The organism is Limosilactobacillus panis (assembly GCF_019797825.1).
Lineage (GTDB): Bacteria > Bacillota > Bacilli > Lactobacillales > Lactobacillaceae > Limosilactobacillus > Limosilactobacillus panis_A.
Map to the genome: position 1 here is coordinate 1059399 of NZ_CP081855.1, position 18140 is coordinate 1077538.

15 protein-coding genes are annotated in these 18140 nt (G+C 46.5%); 12 read left to right on the forward strand and 3 right to left on the reverse strand.

All coding sequences use genetic code 11. From position 1 onward, the window contains the following. Positions 1–6 precede the first annotated feature (6 nt). The 5 genes from ylqF (at position 7) to KZE55_RS05155 (ending at position 5828) form a co-directional block, all read left to right on the forward strand. Entirely contained in the window at positions 7–879 is an 873-nt protein-coding gene (ylqF, locus tag KZE55_RS05135) for a ribosome biogenesis GTPase YlqF (RefSeq protein WP_222257677.1), read from the forward strand. Continuing rightward, positions 872–1639: a ribonuclease HII gene (locus KZE55_RS05140; protein WP_222257678.1), complete on the forward strand. Its 768-nt coding sequence runs from the start codon at positions 872–874 to the stop codon at positions 1637–1639. The genes ylqF and KZE55_RS05140 overlap by 8 nt, the downstream gene beginning before the upstream one ends. A 46-nt stretch (positions 1640–1685) precedes the next feature. Continuing rightward, entirely contained in the window at positions 1686–2546 is an 861-nt protein-coding gene (dprA, locus tag KZE55_RS05145; protein WP_222257679.1) for a DNA-processing protein DprA, read from the forward strand. Between the two features lie 127 nt (positions 2547–2673). Continuing rightward, the gene (gene topA / locus KZE55_RS05150) at positions 2674–4809 is read left to right on the forward strand and encodes a type I DNA topoisomerase (protein WP_222257680.1); all 2136 of its coding nucleotides are present in this window, start codon (positions 2674–2676) and stop codon (positions 4807–4809) included. A 143-nt stretch (positions 4810–4952) separates the two neighbouring features. Further along, positions 4953–5828, forward strand: a complete 876-nt coding sequence (locus KZE55_RS05155) for an aldose 1-epimerase family protein (RefSeq protein WP_222257681.1) — start codon at positions 4953–4955, stop codon at positions 5826–5828. 81 nt (positions 5829–5909) lie between these two features. Here the strand turns inward: KZE55_RS05155 and plsY are convergent, their stop codons facing one another. Then, positions 5910–6536, reverse strand: coding sequence for a glycerol-3-phosphate 1-O-acyltransferase PlsY (gene plsY, locus KZE55_RS05160; protein WP_222257682.1), 627 nt, complete (start codon positions 6534–6536; stop codon positions 5910–5912). Positions 6537–6780: 244 nt separating this feature from the next. Between plsY and parE the strand changes: the two genes are divergently transcribed. The 6 genes from parE (at position 6781) to KZE55_RS05190 (ending at position 13717) form a co-directional block, all read left to right on the forward strand. Beyond that, positions 6781–8757: a DNA topoisomerase IV subunit B gene (gene parE, locus KZE55_RS05165; RefSeq protein WP_222257683.1), complete on the forward strand. Its 1977-nt coding sequence runs from the start codon at positions 6781–6783 to the stop codon at positions 8755–8757. Between the two features lie 17 nt (positions 8758–8774). After that, entirely contained in the window at positions 8775–11249 is a 2475-nt protein-coding gene (parC, locus tag KZE55_RS05170) for a DNA topoisomerase IV subunit A (protein WP_222257684.1), read from the forward strand. A 12-nt stretch (positions 11250–11261) separates the two neighbouring features. Beyond that, positions 11262–11780: a DUF1836 domain-containing protein gene (locus KZE55_RS05175; protein WP_222257685.1), complete on the forward strand. Its 519-nt coding sequence runs from the start codon at positions 11262–11264 to the stop codon at positions 11778–11780. Between the two features lie 14 nt (positions 11781–11794). Beyond that, positions 11795–12292, forward strand: coding sequence for an NUDIX hydrolase (locus tag KZE55_RS05180; RefSeq protein ID WP_222257686.1), 498 nt, complete (start codon positions 11795–11797; stop codon positions 12290–12292). A gap of 63 nt (positions 12293–12355) precedes the next feature. After that, entirely contained in the window at positions 12356–13291 is a 936-nt protein-coding gene (locus tag KZE55_RS05185) for a manganese-dependent inorganic pyrophosphatase (RefSeq protein WP_222257687.1), read from the forward strand. A 255-nt stretch (positions 13292–13546) separates the two neighbouring features. Continuing rightward, positions 13547–13717 carry a hypothetical protein gene (locus KZE55_RS05190; protein ID WP_222257688.1) on the forward strand — a complete coding sequence of 57 codons (171 nt, stop codon included), beginning with the start codon at positions 13547–13549 and terminating at the stop codon, positions 13715–13717. Positions 13718–14058: 341 nt separating this feature from the next. Here the strand turns inward: KZE55_RS05190 and KZE55_RS05195 are convergent, their stop codons facing one another. Further along, on the reverse strand, positions 14059–15669 hold the full coding sequence (locus KZE55_RS05195; protein ID WP_222257689.1) for an IS1182 family transposase: 1611 nt from the start codon (positions 15667–15669) through the stop codon (positions 14059–14061). 303 nt (positions 15670–15972) lie between these two features. Continuing rightward, complete coding sequence (locus KZE55_RS05200) at positions 15973–16203, reverse strand: hypothetical protein (protein WP_261313176.1); 231 nt, start codon at positions 16201–16203, stop codon at positions 15973–15975. A gap of 246 nt (positions 16204–16449) precedes the next feature. On the opposite strand from KZE55_RS05200, the gene KZE55_RS05205 reads away from it, so the two are divergent. Continuing rightward, on the forward strand, positions 16450–18132 hold the full coding sequence (locus KZE55_RS05205) for an alpha,alpha-phosphotrehalase (RefSeq protein WP_222257690.1): 1683 nt from the start codon (positions 16450–16452) through the stop codon (positions 18130–18132). Positions 18133–18140 lie beyond the last annotated feature (8 nt).

Sequence of the window (18140 nt, forward strand, 5' to 3'; positions counted from 1 at the left end):
GATAGGATGGCAACAATTCAATGGTTTCCTGGACATATGGCAAAGGCCTTACGACAGATTCGTGAACAGATGCCCCTTGTTGACATCGTTTTTGAGTTAGTAGACGCACGGGTGCCGTATTCTTCCCAAAATCCGGAAGTAGCATTAGCTGCCGGAAACAAGCCCCGGCTTTTAATAATGACTAAGACGGACTTGGCTAATCGTGATCGTCTACAAAAGTGGTTGGTGTACTTTGAAGAAAAAGGGCAGCCAGTCCTGGCCCTCGATTCACGGGAGCAAAACGTGGCAAAAATTGTCACCAAAAAGAGTAAGGAAATTTTGCAAGATAAACTGGCGGAAGAAAGGGCCAAGGGATTAAGAAAAAGGCCAATCCGGGCAATGTGTGTCGGGGTGCCGAACGTTGGGAAGTCGACCCTGTTAAATCACCTGGTTAAAAAGAACGTTGCACAGACGGGAAACCGGCCGGGCGTAACTACTGGCCAACAGTGGTTGCGGTCGTCGGCTGAGTTGGAACTTTTAGACACCCCTGGAGTCCTGTGGCACAAGTTTGCCAGCCAGAAGCAGGGGGTCATGTTAGCTCTCTCGGGGGCAATCAAGGATAGTCTTTACCCCAAAGATGATATTGCTCTGTTCGCCCTGAAATACCTTCGCTTGTACCAACCGGAAATGCTGAAGAAACGCTACCGACTGACCGACCAAGACCTGGCGGAAACGATTAGCGATCCCGACCTGCTGCTAGCAATCACCCAGAAGATGGGTTTTAGGGATGACTACGACCGGGCTAGCGAGCGGCTGATCTTTGACCTACGGAAGGGTAAACTCGGGCCCATTACTATGGAAGTCCCGGCAGACTTGAATGAGGATGGCGTCAATGATTAAACAGACGGTAAGTGAGATTTCGCGGCTCTTGGACACAATTGATAGCTTGGCCGACCCGCGACTTAAGGAGTGGCAGGCTGACCCCCGGAAGGGTGTTCAACGGGCCTTGCAGCGCCACCAGTGGCGAATTGAACGGCAGATTAGGGCTTATCAGGCTTTTCGACAGCGTTTCAAGTATGAGGATGCCCTTTGGAAGAGCGGGGTACACTATGTTGCCGGAATGGACGAAGTCGGCCGGGGCCCTCTTGCTGGTCCCGTTGTCACCTGTGCGGTAATTCTTAGTCCTGATTTTGACCTGGTGGGGGTAACTGACTCCAAACAGTTGACCCGCCATGAGCGGGAACAGCTCTATTTGCGGATTGTTGACGAGGCCGTCGAAGTCAGCATCGCGGTCAATGACGCGGAAACAATCGACCGCCTTAACATATACGCGGCAACGCAGGATGCGATGATGCGGTCCATCCAAAGTCTGAACCACCAGCCGGACCACTTGATTGTTGATGCCGTCCCGCTGCCATTTGATTATCCTCAGACAACCTTAATTAAGGGTGATCAAAAAAGCATCAGCGTCGCGGCGGCCAGTATTGTCGCTAAGGAGTACCGTGACCACCTAATGCTTGATTACGACTGGGTTTATCCAGGATACGGCTTTGCAGAAAACATGGGGTACGGTACAAAAGAACACCTAGCCGGACTAAAGAAATATGGTGCCTCGCCAATTCACCGACGATCATTTAACCCGGTTCCTAAATTTTTATAGTGCAAATGAAGAAGAGTCTCGTATCTATTAGGTAGGAGGCTTTTTTATGAAACAAATACGTGAATTTTTACTACGCTTGAATTTATGCCGTGGAATTGGCTATAAGACAAAGTACCGGCTATGGCGGGTAGCTGACCAGTACGGATGTTACGATAACATCAACGAACTACTTACCCACATTCGGCTAAATGACCGGGAACAAGAAGCTTTGGTGAATAACTGGCCAAGCAAAGAACTAGATGCGGCGGTTGCTCGTAATCAGGATTTTCCGTATGTCACCATTGCGGATGACCAATATCCGGAACAGTTACGTGAAATATTTGACCCGCCGATTGTTCTTTACTACCAAGGAAACCTCACACTGTTACAGTTGCCCACGTTAGCGGTGGTTGGTGCCCGGGATATGTCGGCGTACGGTGAAGCGGTGTTACGGGGGATGCTTCCCCACATTGTAAAACGGCAAATCGTTACCGTCAGTGGATTGGCAAAGGGAATCGATGGAATGTGTCACCGCATCACCCTTGAGCATGGTGGTAAGACGATTGGGGTGGCTGGTTGCGGACTGGACCAAGCATATCCCCGGGAGAATACTCACCTGCAGGCCAAGGTTGCAAAAACAGGCCTCGTCCTTACGGAATACGGGCGGGGCGAACCCCCTCTGGCCTATCATTTCCCCGAAAGAAACAGGATAATTGCGGGTCTTTGCTCGACGGTCTTAGTGGTAGAAGCTAAGAAGAAGAGCGGGAGTTTGATCACGGCTAATATTGCTCTAGACGAGAATCGGACGGTTTGTGCGGTCCCCGGGCGAATTGATACTTACCGTTCACTGGGCTGCAATGAGCTGATTGCCGCGGGTGCGAAACCGATTCTCCGGGCACAGGACATCCTCGAAGAGTTCATGCTATAAGTAAGGGTCCTTGCATTTTATAATAATTTCTTCTAAAATACGATTTCCATTTGACAGACCATGGTGAAATGGAATAATAATGTTATATATGAAGAAATAAACAAATAAAATGTGAGGAGCCTCTTTTATGGCAACCAAAACAGCCAAGAAAAGTACTAAGACGACGGCAAAGCGGAAGACAATGCGGCGCCGTTCTAAGATTAAGAAAAATTTGGTGATTGTTGAGTCACCGTCAAAAGCAAAGACGATTGGTCGTTTCCTGGGCCGCTCGTATAAAGTTGTTGCGAGTCTTGGCCATGTGCGTGACCTGCCGAAGAGTCGGATGGGGGTTGATATTGAGAATAATTACCAACCGGACTATATTTCGATTCGCGGGAAAGGTGACGTTATTAAGGAACTTCGTAAGGATGCGAAGAATGCGAAGGCCGTTTACTTGGCATCAGACCCGGACCGTGAGGGGGAAGCCATCGCTTGGCACGTCTCTAATATTCTAAAGCTTGATGATAAGGATAAGAACCGGGTTACTTTTAACGAAATTACGAAGGATGCAGTCAAAAACGCTTTTAAAGAGCCACGGACGATTAATATGGACTTAGTTGATGCTCAGCAGGCACGGCGGGTCCTTGACCGACTTGTCGGTTATTCGATTAGTCCTATTCTGTGGAAAAAGGTTAAGAAGGGGCTGAGTGCCGGTCGTGTTCAATCGGTTGCACTAAATCTGATCATCCAGCGGGAAGACGAAATCCGTAATTTTAAACCGGAAGAATACTGGACAATTGACGCGGACTTTAAGCACGGTCGTGATAAATTTAAAGCCGTCTTTTTCGGTGAAGACGGCAAGAAGATAAAACTGGCCAACAATGCGGATGTTCAAAAGGTCCTTGGCAAGCTGGATAAAAAACAGGGCTTTGTTATTTCAAAGGTCACCAAGAAGGAACGACGCCGGCAACCACAGCCACCGTACACTACTTCAACGATGCAGCAGGACGCTAACCGCCGGCTTAATTTCCGGACCCGGAAGACCATGATGGCTGCCCAGATGCTGTATGAAGGGATTGATATTAAGCAAGGATCTCCAGTCGGCTTGATTACCTACATGCGGACCGACTCCACGCGAATCGCATCGATTGCTAAGCATGAAGCCTCTAAGTTTATCCATGAGGAGTATGGAGGCGAGTATGCGGCCATCAAACCAGTAAAGGGCAAGTTGCCGGAGGGGGCTCAGGATGCTCACGAAGCAATTCGGCCAACTTCTGTCTACCGGACACCGGCCAAGATGAAGCCCTACCTGAATAATGACCAGTACAAGCTATACAGCCTTATCTGGTCCCGCTTTGTGGCCAGTCAGATGACGCCGGAAGTAATTGATACAATGACAGTTGACCTCCAGCAAAATGGGGTAACTTTCCGGGCAAACGGGTCCAAAGTTAAGTTTGCCGGCTTCTCCAAGGTTTATAAGCGGGGAGAAGAAAGGGACAACCTTTTACCTGACCTTAGTGAAGGCGACCATGCACGGATGGTCAATGACAATCCAGCCCAGCACTTCACCCAGCCACCGGCCCGTTACACTGAAGCGGCATTGATCAAGACGCTGGAAAGCAATGGGGTCGGCCGGCCATCAACGTATGCGCCGACGTTGGATACAATTCAACGGCGTTACTATGTTCGTCTAGTTTCACGTCACTTTGAACCTACGGAGTTAGGGGAGATTGTCAACAAGATCATCGCTAAGCAATTCCCCGATATCGTTAATGCCAAGTTCACGGCAGATGTTGAAGGTGAACTTGACCAGGTTGAAGCGGGAAAACAGAATTGGATTAAGGTTGTTGATAGCTTCTATAAGCCCTTCTCCAAGGAAGTCCAGGATGCAGAAGACAAGGTTGCCAAAATTCAAATGAAAGAGGAACTTGCCGGTATTGATTGTGACATTTGTGGTGCTCCCATGGTAATTAAAATGGGCCGGTACGGGAAATTTTATGCCTGTTCCCGATTCCCCAAGTGTCGAAACACGAAGGCAATTGTCAAGGAAATTGGCGTGACCTGTCCAAAGTGTCATAAAGGAACTGTGGTTGAGCGCAAATCAAAAAAGAATCGTACTTTCTATGGCTGTTCTCGCTATCCAGACTGTGATTTTGTCTCATGGGATAAGCCAATTGGGCGGGATTGTCCGAAAGATGGGCACTTCCTGGTTGAAAAGAAGGTCAAGGGTGGTAAACAAGTGGTTTGTCCAAATGGCGACTACGAGGAAGCCGTACAGAAATAGGTAAAACCCAGTAAAACTGTGAAATATTTTTACTGGGTTTTACTTAGTGAGGGATTGAAAGCGCCGTCATTATTTGGTATTGTGCAAGTAAACATTTTTATATATACTTGATGTTAAACGTTTAGCAATAAAGGGGTAGTAAAATGATTACAATTCGAAACAAGAAACTCGTAGTTGAAATCAATGAGTTAGGGGCCCAGTTACACAGTATTAAGCGGCAAGATAATGCAATTGAATACCTATGGCAGGGCTCGCCAGATAGCTGGGGACGGCAGGCACCAATCCTTTTTCCCTTTGTTGGCCGCCTGAAAGATGACCAGTACCGGTTTAATGGTCAAACCTTCCACCAAACCCAACACGGCTTTGCCCGTGACCGCAAATTTACGGTCACAAAGCAACTGGACGATCGGGTAATCCTTGAGCAGCGTGCAGGCGACGATACCAAAAAGGTGTACCCGTTTGACTTTATTCTCCAGGTTACTTACGAACTTGCAGATGACCGTTTAGCGGTTTCTTATAAGGTAATCAATCCGGCCCGCCAATCGCTAATTTACGAAATTGGGGCCCATCCCGGTTTCAATATGCCCCTCACTTCACGGGGTTCCTATGAAAATGTGGAATTTAGTGTTACCCCGGCAGAAAAATACTCCCGAATTATTTTGGACGGGCCCTACAATGATTCCGGCCACCCCCAGGTGATCGATATGACCAAGCCATTTATGCTCAATCACAATCTTTTTAACCATGATGCAATTATCTTTAAAACGTGTGGAAGTGACTTTGCTGCTACGCTTGCTGACAAGACTAGCGGTCACGGGGTTAGTGTCGCAACCGTGGGAACTCAGTACGTTGGTCTGTGGTCGGATTACCCAGCCACCGGTAATTTTGCCTGCATCGAGCCATGGTGGGGAATCGCTGACAATGTCAATGCGGATGGTCTCCTCTTGCACAAGCAGGGGATGTACCGTTTGGCTCCGGGGCAGGAACGGGACTATCACTTCAGTATTCGGCCATTTTAGTATTTTGAATTTTAAACGGCGAATTGTCAAAAACGGTCACCGCGCAAAAACAAGCGGTGACCGTTTTTTTTAACCAAGTACTTATTTTGACTGATGTCTCCGAAAGTAGTAGACCAGGCCGAAGGGAACGAGGGACTCCTTGCCGGTGAGGATCCTTTTAATGTTACTCTTGTGGCGGTAAAGAACCACCAGGGTTAAGAAACCAGCAACCAGGGAAAGAATAAGGTCGCCTTCAAATACGGCAATTATAAAGATGGTACTGATTCCGATGATACTGGCGGCGCTGGCCATTGAGGTTAGGAGGAGTGTTCCAATGAAGACCAGGCAGGCAACCAGGAAGAGGAAGGGGTTATAGGCCAATAAAATTCCTGCGCTGGTTGCAACCGCCTTTCCACCATGAAAGTGGTCAAAGATGGAGACCGTGTGGCCCAGAGATGCAAAGAGTCCAATTAGTAGGGGATTGACGCTGTGTGAAATTCCCAAAATGTAAGGTTGACTGGCTGCTAACGTTCCCTTTAAAACATCCATAAAGAGGACTACCGTCCCGGCCTTAGGGCCAAGTGTTCTGAAGGTATTAGTTGTGCCAATGTTTCCACTGCCCAACTTACGGATATCCTTGTGATAGAAAATTTGGCCAATCCATAAGCCAAAGGGGATGGATCCTAAGAGATAAGCGATAATCACCATCCCTAATATTTCAAATATCATAATTATTGCTCCTCATGAATTAAAGTATATCTCAGACACTAAGAATACCATGAAACACTCCTGGGTGGTAGAGCACAGGAAGCGAATTGTCGTTTGCCAAATGAAATGGATTTGAGTATTATCAATATTGTAACTATTTACCAAGGTCCAGGGCTTAATCTATTTGCTAGTTGCCCGCGACCATGATAACATTAACTATATCGAACATATGTTTTAGAAATAAAATGATACGGGAGGTCATTTTGTGACCACGAAAAAGGTTAAATACGATGAATCGTCTATTCAAGTGTTAAAAGGGCTTGAAGCTGTCCGTAAGCGCCCTGGAATGTATATTGGTTCAACAGACGCGCGGGGACTCCATCACCTGGTGTATGAAATCGTTGATAACGCCGTTGACGAAGCCTTATCAGGCTACGGTGATGAGATTAACGTAACGATTGAGGCAGATAATTCAATTACCGTCCAGGACCATGGTCGGGGGATGCCCGTGGGGATGCACGCTTCAGGGAAACCTACTCCGGAAGTCATTATGACGGTTCTCCATGCCGGGGGAAAGTTTGGTCAGGCGGATGGTTATAAGACCTCTGGTGGCCTCCATGGGGTTGGTGCATCGGTTGTTAATGCACTCTCCACGCATTTAACGTTAACGATTGTTCGCGACCATGTCCGTTACCAAGAGAAATTTAAGAATGGTGGTCAACCAGTCGGAACGCTGAAAAAACTTGGTAAAACCCGGGAGCAAAGTGGGACAACTGTTTCGTTTAAACCAGACCCGACAATCTTCACCACGACGGTTTACGACTACAATACCCTTGCTAACCGTTTGCGGGAATCAGCCTTCCTTTTGAAAGGAATCAAAATTGTTTTGACCGATAAGCGGGCAGGACAAGAAAAGCAGGACGTTTTCCAGTACAAGGATGGTATTCAAGAGTTTGTTTCCTACCTTAATGAAGGGAAGGACACCCTGGGAAAGATCATGTACTTTGACGGTAAAGACCAGGGGGTTGAAGTAGAAGTGGCTGCCCAGTATAACGATGGCTACTCTGAGACCCTCCTTTCATTTGTTAACAACGTCCGGACGCCGGATGGTGGTACCCATGAAGCGGGTTTTAGAAGTGCGTGGACCAAAACCTTCAACGAGTATGCGAAGCGGGTCGGTCTGTTAAAGAACAACGATAAAAACCTGGAGGGGAGCGATGTCCGGGAAGGACTCACGGCCGTTATCTCTGTGCGGATTCCAGAACGATTATTGCAATTTGAAGGACAGACCAAGGATAAGCTTGGTACGCCAGAAGCCCGCAAGATTGTTGATACAATTGTCAGTGAGCAGCTGAACTACGCCCTAATGGAAAATGGCGACTTTGCCCAAATGCTGATTCGGAAGTCTCTGAAAGCTCGTGAAGCACGTGAGGCCGCCCGTAAAGCTCGTAACCAGGCCCGGGGCGGCAAAAGAAAGAGCCGCAAGGAACGTAACCTTTCTGGCAAGTTAACGCCAGCCCAGTCCAAGAACGCCCAGAAGAATGAACTCTTCTTAGTCGAAGGGGATTCAGCCGGTGGCTCCGCTAAGCAGGGCCGGGATCGCAAGTTCCAGGCAATTTTGCCATTACGGGGCAAGGTCCTGAATACCGAAAAAGCAAAGTTAGATGACGTCTTAAAGAACGAAGAGTTAAATACCATCATCTATACAGTTGGTGCCGGCGCTGGTTCAGAGTTTGATGTTAAGGATGCGAACTATGATAAGATCATCATCATGACCGATGCCGATGACGATGGAGCCCACATCCAGATTCTTCTTCTCACTTTCTTTTATAAGTACATGCGGCCAATGATTGAAGCCGGCAAGATTTATATCGCATTACCACCCCTTTACCGTCTTCAGCAGGGGCGGGGAGCAAAGACGAAAATTACCTATGCCTGGACAAACGAAGAGCTTACTAAGTTGACCAAGAAAATGGGTAAGACTGCCCAACTGCAACGTTTCAAAGGGCTCGGTGAAATGAACGCGGACCAACTCTGGGAAACGACCATGAACCCTGCCACCCGGACGTTGATCAGGGTCCGAATTGAAGATGCTGAACTAGCCGAACGGCGGGTCACAACCTTGATGGGGAATAAGGTTGAGCCCCGGCGGGAGTGGATTGAAAACAATGTTCAATTTACCCTTAGTGATGACCAAGAATCCGATAAACTAGTTGCCAGCAAGAAGCATTTGAATAAGTAAAGAAAGGGATCATTTTAGTGAGAGACGCAAAAATTGAGACAATGTCGCTCGAAAAGTTGATGGGGGAGCGGTTTGGTCGCTATTCCAAATCAATTATCCAGGAGCGGGCACTGCCGGATATTCGCGATGGGCTTAAGCCAGTTCAGCGGCGGATCCTATACGCAATGAACAAGGATGGTAATACTTATGACAAGGGCTTTCGAAAGTCAGCAAAGTCGGTCGGTAACGTCATGGGTAATTTTCACCCCCACGGTGACAGCTCAATATATGAAGCCTTAGTCCGCCTAAGTCAGAATTGGAAACTACGTGAACCACTGGTCGAAATGCACGGGAACAACGGGTCAATGGACGGGGACCCTGCTGCGGCAATGCGTTATACCGAAGCGCGTTTGAGCAAAATTGCGGGACTGATGCTGCAAGACATTGATAAGGACACGGTCGAAATGACCCTGAACTTTGATGATACCGAAAAGGAACCGGTTGTCCTCCCAGCCCGGATTCCTAACCTGCTCGTTAATGGGGCAACGGGGATTTCGGCAGGGTACGCAACCGAAATTCCCACCCACAACCTGAGCGAAGTTTTTAATGCCTTAATTTACCTCTTGAGGCACCCAAACGCGAGCCTCGAGAAATTGATGGAATTCATCCCGGGTCCAGACTTCCCCACTGGTGGGATTGTCCAGGGGATTGACGGGATAAAGAAGGCTTACAAGACTGGTCGGGGCAGGGTTGTTGTCCGTGCCAAGACGACGATTGAGACCCTCCGTGGTGGTCGTCAGCAGATCAACGTCACCGAGATCCCTTACGAAGTTAACAAGGCTCAACTAGTTAAGCGAATTAACGACCTCCGCCTGGCCAAAAGGGTCGAGGGGATTGTCGAAGCCCGTGATGAGACTGACCGGAGTGGCCTGCGGATTGCCATTGAGCTGAAACGGAACGCTAATGCCGAGGGGATTCTTAACTACCTCCTGAAAAACACCGATTTGCAGATTAACTACAACTTTAACATGGTGGCCATCGATAACCAACGGCCAATGCGGGTCGGGTTAAAGCATATTCTGACGTCATACCTTGCCTTTCAAAGGGAAGTTGTTCGGCGGCGTACCAACTACAACCTGCAGAAGGCCCAACACCGCCTCCACATCGTCGAAGGGTTAATTAAGGCCCTCTCAATCCTCGACCAGGTAATAAAGACGATTCGGGCTAGCAAAAACCGGCAGGATGCTAAACAGAACTTGGTTAAAAAATATGACTTCACTGCGGAACAGGCTGAGGCAATCGTTACCTTGCAACTGTACCGTTTGACTAATACAGACGTAACTGAGCTCGAGAAGGAACAGGCCCACTTAAATAAGTTAATTACAGAATACCAGTTGATCTTGGGTGATGATGACGAGCTCGCCAAGGTGGTTGAGCGCGAGATGAAGGCAATTAAGAAGGAATTCGGCAACCCCCGGCGGACCAAGATTGAAGACCGGGTACAAAAGTTGGAGATTGACACGAAGGTTACCGTTGCAAACGAGGACGTGGTTGTTCTTGTATCCCATGCTGGTTACATCAAGCGGTCTAGTTTGCGGTCATTCAAGGCCTCATCACTAGATGAAAATGGTCTCCGGGAAGATGACTACCCGTTACTAGTTGAACAGACTAACACCTTGGCCCACCTCTTTATGTTCACGAATCTCGGTCACGTGATTTACCGACCAGTTCATGAATTGGCTGACGTTCGCTGGAAGGACACTGGTGAACACATTTCACAGACAATTGGGCTAGCAGAAAACGAAGAGATTATTAAGGCCATGGTATTTGATCGTTTAGACCTACCGGGAACCCTAATTTTTGCCACTAGTGATGGCCAGGTTAAGCAGTCTGCCTACCAGGACTACCAGCCTGGTTCACGCTACAAAAGTCATGCTAGCATGGCAATCAAGCTCAAGAGCAAGGATGCTCAAGTAGTCAGTGTTAACTACTACGAACCGGCAAATGAGAACCGTTCGCTGCTGGCAATCAGTCGCGAAGGTTACGCGGTCCGCTTTGATGTTGCGGATGTTCCAGTTACTGGCTTGCGAACTGCTGGGGTACGGGCAATTAACCTTAAGGATGACGATGAATTAGTCGATCTTGCAGTCGTTGCTGATGGACAGCGGATTGCCTCAATAACCCAACGGGGGGCCTTCAAGGAAATGCCAGTTGACGAGATTGCCGTTGGTGCTCGTGCCCGCCGGGGTGAACTTGTCCTGCACCGGCTCAAGACTCATCCGCACCGGATTGCTGACTTTACTGCCTATGATGCTGACTTTACGGGTCACTTTGAAGTGATTACAGACCGACCGCTCTTCCAGGACGTTGCCGTTAGTGACCACCACCTGGGGTCCATCAAGTCAAACGGCACCTTCGTTATTGACACCGAGACCCAGGGAATTCCAGTTAAGCTTCGCGTCAAGCAGGCAAATATTTTAAACGATCCAGAACAACAATCACTCCTGAAATGATGAGGTGGTATTATGGGAATTGTTGAGCGGCAAGTTCAGCCAATTGTGGGGACCTTTTGCCTTCCCCGTTATGATGAGTTACCCAAGATGGGCCTATACCTTGACCAGGTGGTCCAATACATCAACAGCTACTTTCCTGAAGCAATGGGGATAAAGGTGACTAATACAATGGTTAGTAGCTATGTTAAGCGTGGTTTGCTTAATCATCCCCAGCGACGGCAGTACGATCGTAATCAGGTGGCAAGCCTGTTTATAATTACCGTTAGCCGTCAGGGCCTTTCCCTTCATGAAATTCAGGCCCTCCTTCGTATTCAAGAGGAGCGTCAAAACGTTGAGGACGGTTACAACTATTTCTGTGCTGCCCTTGAGTTGGCCCTGAGACAGTCATTCTTTCCTGGTGATCAGGGGGAAAGAATTGAAATCCCGGATAGCGAGGAGAAACGATTGATTGATCGACTAGTCCGGATGATAAGCTGTCGCGTATACTTGCGGGTTTACCTTAACCAGGTCCAGGAGAACCATAACTCTTAAAGGAGGGGGTAAAAATGGCGTACATTGTAGATTTACGGTCACTAGTTGGTCATATGCCACTGATTTTAACAAGTGCCTCCGGAGCACTTGTAAATGAAGACGGTGCCGTCCTGCTCCAGGCCCGGGCCGATACCGGCGATTGGGGTTTCCCGGGTGGTTACATGGAATTTGGCGAACAGTTTGCGGATACTGTCCAACGCGAATTTAAGGAGGACGCGGGACTCACTGTTAAGCCGGTCCGTCTCCTAAAAATCCTGGATAATGACCAATATACTTATCCGAATGGGGATGCTGTGCAGCCAGTCAATGCCTTTTACCTTGTTCGCCGGGCTACTGACCAGCATTTTCCAGTTAAACCGAGCGAGACGGTTACAACACATTACTTTGCCCTGCAAGGACGACCACCGCGTTTCTTTAACCATCAGCATGAAAAAATGTGGGCAATTTTGAATGAATACTGGACAGAGAATCATAATGTTAATAATAATGCGGACGAGAACTATTTATCGTGATAAAATGAATAATGAAAATTGCTTTAGTTGTATTGTTGAAGCACAAACAGGAGGAATTACTTTATGGAAAAAGAATTAGTCTTTGGACATCAAAAGCCAGATACAGATGCAATCACTGCGGCAATGGCTTTTTCATACTACCAAAACCAATTGGGCTATGAAACGGAAGCGGTTGCCCTTGATGAGCCAAACGCCGAAACGCAATACGCTCTTAAGAAATTTGGCATGAAGGCTCCACGGGTTATTAAGACCGCTGCTAATGAAGTCGACAAGGTAATGCTGGTTGACCACAACGAACCACAACAAAGTGTTAGTGACATCGACAAGGTTACGGTTACCCACCTTGTTGACCACCACCGGATTGCGAACTTCAACACTGCTCAACCACTGTGGGCAACTTGCCGCCCATACGGTTGTGTTTCAACGATTTTGACGGAAATGTTCCAACAAAAGCACATTGACATTCCTGCTAACTTGGCGGGGATGATGCTTTCTGCAATTATTTCTGATACCCTGTTGCTTAACTCCCCAACCACAACGGACCACGACCGTGAGGCTGTTAAGTACTTAGCTAAGGTTGCTGGGGTTGACGACTACAATAAGTATGGTGTTGCCATGCTGAAGGCGGGTGCTGATGTTGATGCCAAGTCTGATGCCGACATCGTTGATGGTGATGCTAAGACCTTCGAACTTGGTGGTACCAAGATGCGGATTGGTCAAGTAAACGCGGTTGAACTTGATGATGTCTTCAAGCGCCAAGCCGACCTTGAAAAGAAGATGCACGAACTGATGGATGCAAATGGTTACCAACTGTTCATCCTGATTGCCACTAACATTCTTAACAGCGACTCCGAACTGTTGGTTGTTGGTGATAACACTGACAAGGTTGAAAAAGCATTTGGTCACAAGCTTGACGCTAACAAGCGGATGAATCTGCCGGGCGTTGTTTCACGTAAGAAGCAGGTCGTTCCTCCATTGACAGATGCCTTTGAAGGCTAATATTTATTGATAATGGTAAAATAAGCTGGAAAACGTTTCGACGCAAAGCTAGCCTGTAGTGAACTCCCGTCGAAGCGAAGCAAATCTTTAGAAAGCACAGAGAGGCCTCTAGTGTTCGGATTTTCCGAACGCTAGAGGCCCTTTGTGTACTGCGCTGTAGCATTTTTAACTATATAAGAGTCTTATGTCACAACCCCTCGTTTTTGCTGGCGGGCTTACCTGCACCCGCCTTCCGAACCCTTAAGGAGGGGAGTTATGAACAGAAAAACGTTATACTGTCGCAGTCAAGATCAAGAAACGCAAAGGGCGACGGTTGCTAAGACTAGTAAAAGGCAGCTAAGCATAGCCGAAAATATGGTTCCAGCCAATACTCAGGAAAATGAGTCGTGGGTTGATTCTGACAACAATGAGTTACTCGATTATTGATGATCGTTTAACAATGGGTTGCCACCTCCCGGGCCGATATCCAGATCCCGGAATTGCTCTGAAAATATTGTTTATTTTAACTTGTTAGCTGAAGCACAGGCGGCTGGATATCATCACCACCAATAAAATTAGGTATTAAAAAGTGTCCGCTAATCGTAAGACTACTTTGTCTAGTTGAGTAATCAGCGTGATTGTCAACTAAAAAGAAATGTGGGCACGCAGCTTTTTCCTGCGATTACTGTGTAATATTCGGAAAACTAAAAGAGAGGCTGGGAATTAACTATTAATTCTTGGTTCTCTAACAGTAAAATCCGGACTATAATTTTTGATCGATTCAAAAATCATAGTCCGGATTTTAAATTATTTATAAAATTAGTCGCCAATCGACTAATTGATTGACCAAATTTCGTTAGATTTAATGCCATCAAGGCTAGCCCAATGTCATTTTCCACAGCCCGTTGTCCGCGTAGATGAGTTCGGCGTATGCCAAAATCCCTCTTCATGTGACCAAAGACTGGCTCAACGTCGAACTTTCGTCGACGATAAATTGCCTTGCCTTCGTCACTTGAGAGGGTTGCTTTTACTTTAGCCTTGTAATAATTCCACGTTGGGTTAACCTGCATATAGCGTTGCCGACCACTTGGTGTTTTTGCCAACTCATCCAATTGTTCTGACAGTTGGTGCTTATCCGCTCGGTAGAGTTTGAAATCACGTTCGAAACCATATTTATCGGTTCGCCTACTATACCGATAAAAGCTAAAGCGAACTCCTAAATGATCGATGTAGTAATCATCTTCGGCATTATACTGCCAATTTTGTGATTTAGTTGGATCGTTTTTAAATTTATGTTTCTGTTCCTTTTGATAAGTTGTGTATGGAATAACAGGCTGCTTTTCAAACTGATCAAGAATCATTGTGTAATTGTACTCACTACCATAACCGGCATCGGCAACGATATGCTTAAAGAAATCTAAAGCATGAAACTGGGTAAGGAATGGCACTAAGGTCCTGGTGTCAGTTGGATTTGAAAAGAGCCCGTAATCAAGGACAAATTGCTTATGTGTAGCGATTTGCAGGTTATAGCCGGGCTTTAACTCCCGATTCATCATCGGATCTTCCTTCATACACATAAAAGTCGCATCATGATCAGTCTTGGAATAGCTATTACGACCTTGGAAGATATCTTCGGCACGTTCATACTTTTTGGCACGCGGAATTAGGTCGTTGCTTAATTGATGGCGAAGTTTTTTTAGAAAACGACGGCGCCGTTTTCTAACTGAACCACCTTTGATGATTTTTGGTTCTTGCTTAATCTCTTCATCTAACTTAGTGATTTTCTCCGCAAGTTCTTGTTCCATTACTTCCATGCCTTCGGCAGAAGTAACCAGCTCGGGTGCCATTTCTTGCACCACTTGTTTTTCTACTAGTTCCTCATAAAGCTTACTCGTCTTTTCTCTTAACTTAGCGTGATACTTTTCAACTGCCCGTCGCCAAGTAAATGAATATTTATTGGCATCGGCTTCTACCTTGGTCCCATCGATAAAAACTGCATCATTTTGAATTAGTCCGTGATCTTTCAAAGCCATGGTAAAGTAAACAAAGGCATGTTTAATTAGCTTACTAGCGTGCTGACTGCGTCGAAAGTTATTAATGGTATGGTAGCTATAAGCATAATCATGAGCTAACCAACGCATTGGCAGGTTCTCATCCAACATCATTTCAATCTTTCTTCCAGAATAAGTTTGACGTGCGTAGGCAAACAAGAGAATCTTAAGCATAATTGCTGGATGCGATGAAGGGCGGCCGGTAGCCGCTCCTGAATCTTCTAATAGCACATTTTGTGGAATCGAGTCGACAAAATCACTAATTAGCCGCGCAATATGATTTTGTGGTAAATCATAGTTATAGCTTAGTACGAATTCGGTTTGTCCTATGGTATAATTTTGATACATGAAAATCGCTCCTTTGGGTTGTTTTGTGGTAATTACATCATATCAGGAACGATTTCCTGTGTACATAAAAACCGGATGATGAATTGTTCAAAAAATTCATCATCCGGTTTTTGCTTTGGACTAGGAGTTTTTTCCCAGCCTCTCTCACTTTTATATTTTCAGTCGATTGCAGAGCCATTCTGCAACTTTTCCTGTCCTATTCTTTTTGCCGAGTTAGAGAATAAACCTAAATATGATCACGAGGATAATCGTAATCCCACACAGGGCGGTTGCTCCCCAGTAATGATGGTTCCCGTTATTCATTTAGATGGCGTGGTAAATAAAGACGATGGCTAAAATAATTGTTAAAAACAGGGCGACCATCATTAGACAAAATGCAAGGTTTCCGTTTAATGTATGGTAGAGATTGGCGTAAAAGATAATCGCACCAGCATACATAACAAAGGAATAGGCATAGTTACCTCTTTTAAAGTTTCGTGATAGGCCATAGCCAAATGAGAATATCAGAATCAGGCTGGTTAGACTGTCGATCATTCTAATTCCTTCTTTTTTGCAATTTTCCTTTTTATTATAAGACAAACACGGCGTTAAAGTACAATAGGAGAGTAAAATAATTTAGTAATTAAGGCCTTAGTAGTTAATTTTACTAGGGACTTACTTAAAAATGAATACGTTTGCATAATTGGGGGTTGATTATCTGAGTGATAGTGTTATCATTTGAGTTGTAAGAAATGCAAATGGTTACAATAAGCAACCATAAAACGAAGGGTGCTGTTATTAATGGAAAATAAACATTGGTGGAATAATGCGGTTGTTTACCAAATTTACCCGAAGAGTTTTCAGGACAGTAATGGTGATGGAGTCGGTGACCTTCGGGGAATCATTAACCGCTTAGACTATCTGAAAAAGCTTGGTGTTGACATTATCTGGTTAAACCCGATCTACAAGTCACCTCAGGTTGATAACGGATACGACATCAGTGACTACCAGGCAATCAACCCGACCCTAGGTAATATGGCTGATTTTTCTGAATTGATTGATGGTATCCACCACCGGGGGATGAAGCTGGTGATGGACCTAGTTGTCAATCACACTTCTGACCAGCACAGGTGGTTTAAAGAATCGAAGAAAAGTAAGGATAACCCATATCGTGACTACTATATTTGGCGGGACGGTAAGAATGGGCAGGAGCCAAACAACTGGGGCTCCTACTTCTCGGGACCTGCTTGGAAGTATGATCCGGAAACAGACCAGTACTATCTCCACCTCTTTGCTCCCCAACAACCTGATTTGAACTGGGAAAATCCAAACGTTCGCCACAGTGTTTACGATATGATGAATTGGTGGGCTGCAAAGGGGGTTGATGGCTTCCGGATGGATGTTATCAACCTAATCTCCAAACCAAAGGAACTCGTTGATGGACCGGTAACGGGTGACGAAAAGTACGCTAACGTTGAAAAGGTAGTGCCAAATGGTCCCCGGATGCACGAATTCCTGCAGGAGATGAACCGCAACGTCATGAGCAAGCATAAAATGATTACGGTCGGCGAAATGCCCGGGACAACACCAGCGCAGGCTAAGAAATACGCTAACCTGGACAATAAAGAGCTTAATATGATCTTCCAATTCGAACATATGGGGCTCGATGGTAATAGCAATCCTGCCTTGGGGAAGTGGAACGACCAGAAGACAAAGCTGAAGGATCTGCGGGCTAACTTCACAAAGTGGCAAAAGGGCCTGATGGGGACTGCGTGGAACTCCCTTTACTGGAATAACCACGACCAACCGCGGGTTGTCTCCCGCTTTGGTGATGATAGTAGTGAAGAAAACCGTGTTAAATCTGCAAAGATGTTGGCAACCATGCTGCACTTCCAGCAGGGAACCCCATATATTTACGAAGGCGAAGAGATTGGGATGACAAACGTCTACTTCGACAAGCTGGAAGATTACGTTGATCTTGAGTCGATTAACGCATACCACCAACTCGTCGACGAACAGCACCTGCTTGATGGAAAAACGATGCTCAAGTACTTAGCAATGCACAGTCGGGACAACGCGCGGACGCCAATGCAGTGGGATGATAGCAAGAATGCCGGCTTCTCAACTGGAACGCCTTGGGAAAAGGTCAACCCGAACTACCCAACCATCAACGTTGAAAAGGCGCTGGAGGACCAAAACTCCATCTTCTATTACTACCAGAAGTTGATCAAGCTCCGTCATGAGCTTCCAGTAATTACTAACGGTGATTTTGAATTAGTTACTGGCAACGAGGATGATCCAGCAGTGTTTGCCTATCTTCGGCAAAATAGCGACACTACTCTGCTCGTCATCACCAACTACACCGACCAAACACTGCAACGCCACTATGACGTTCCGGATGGTGCCAAGCTTTTGATTACTAACTATGCTGATGATGCGGGCGAGACGATTCGTCCTTATGAAGCAAAGGTTTACCAATACTAAGTTGAGAG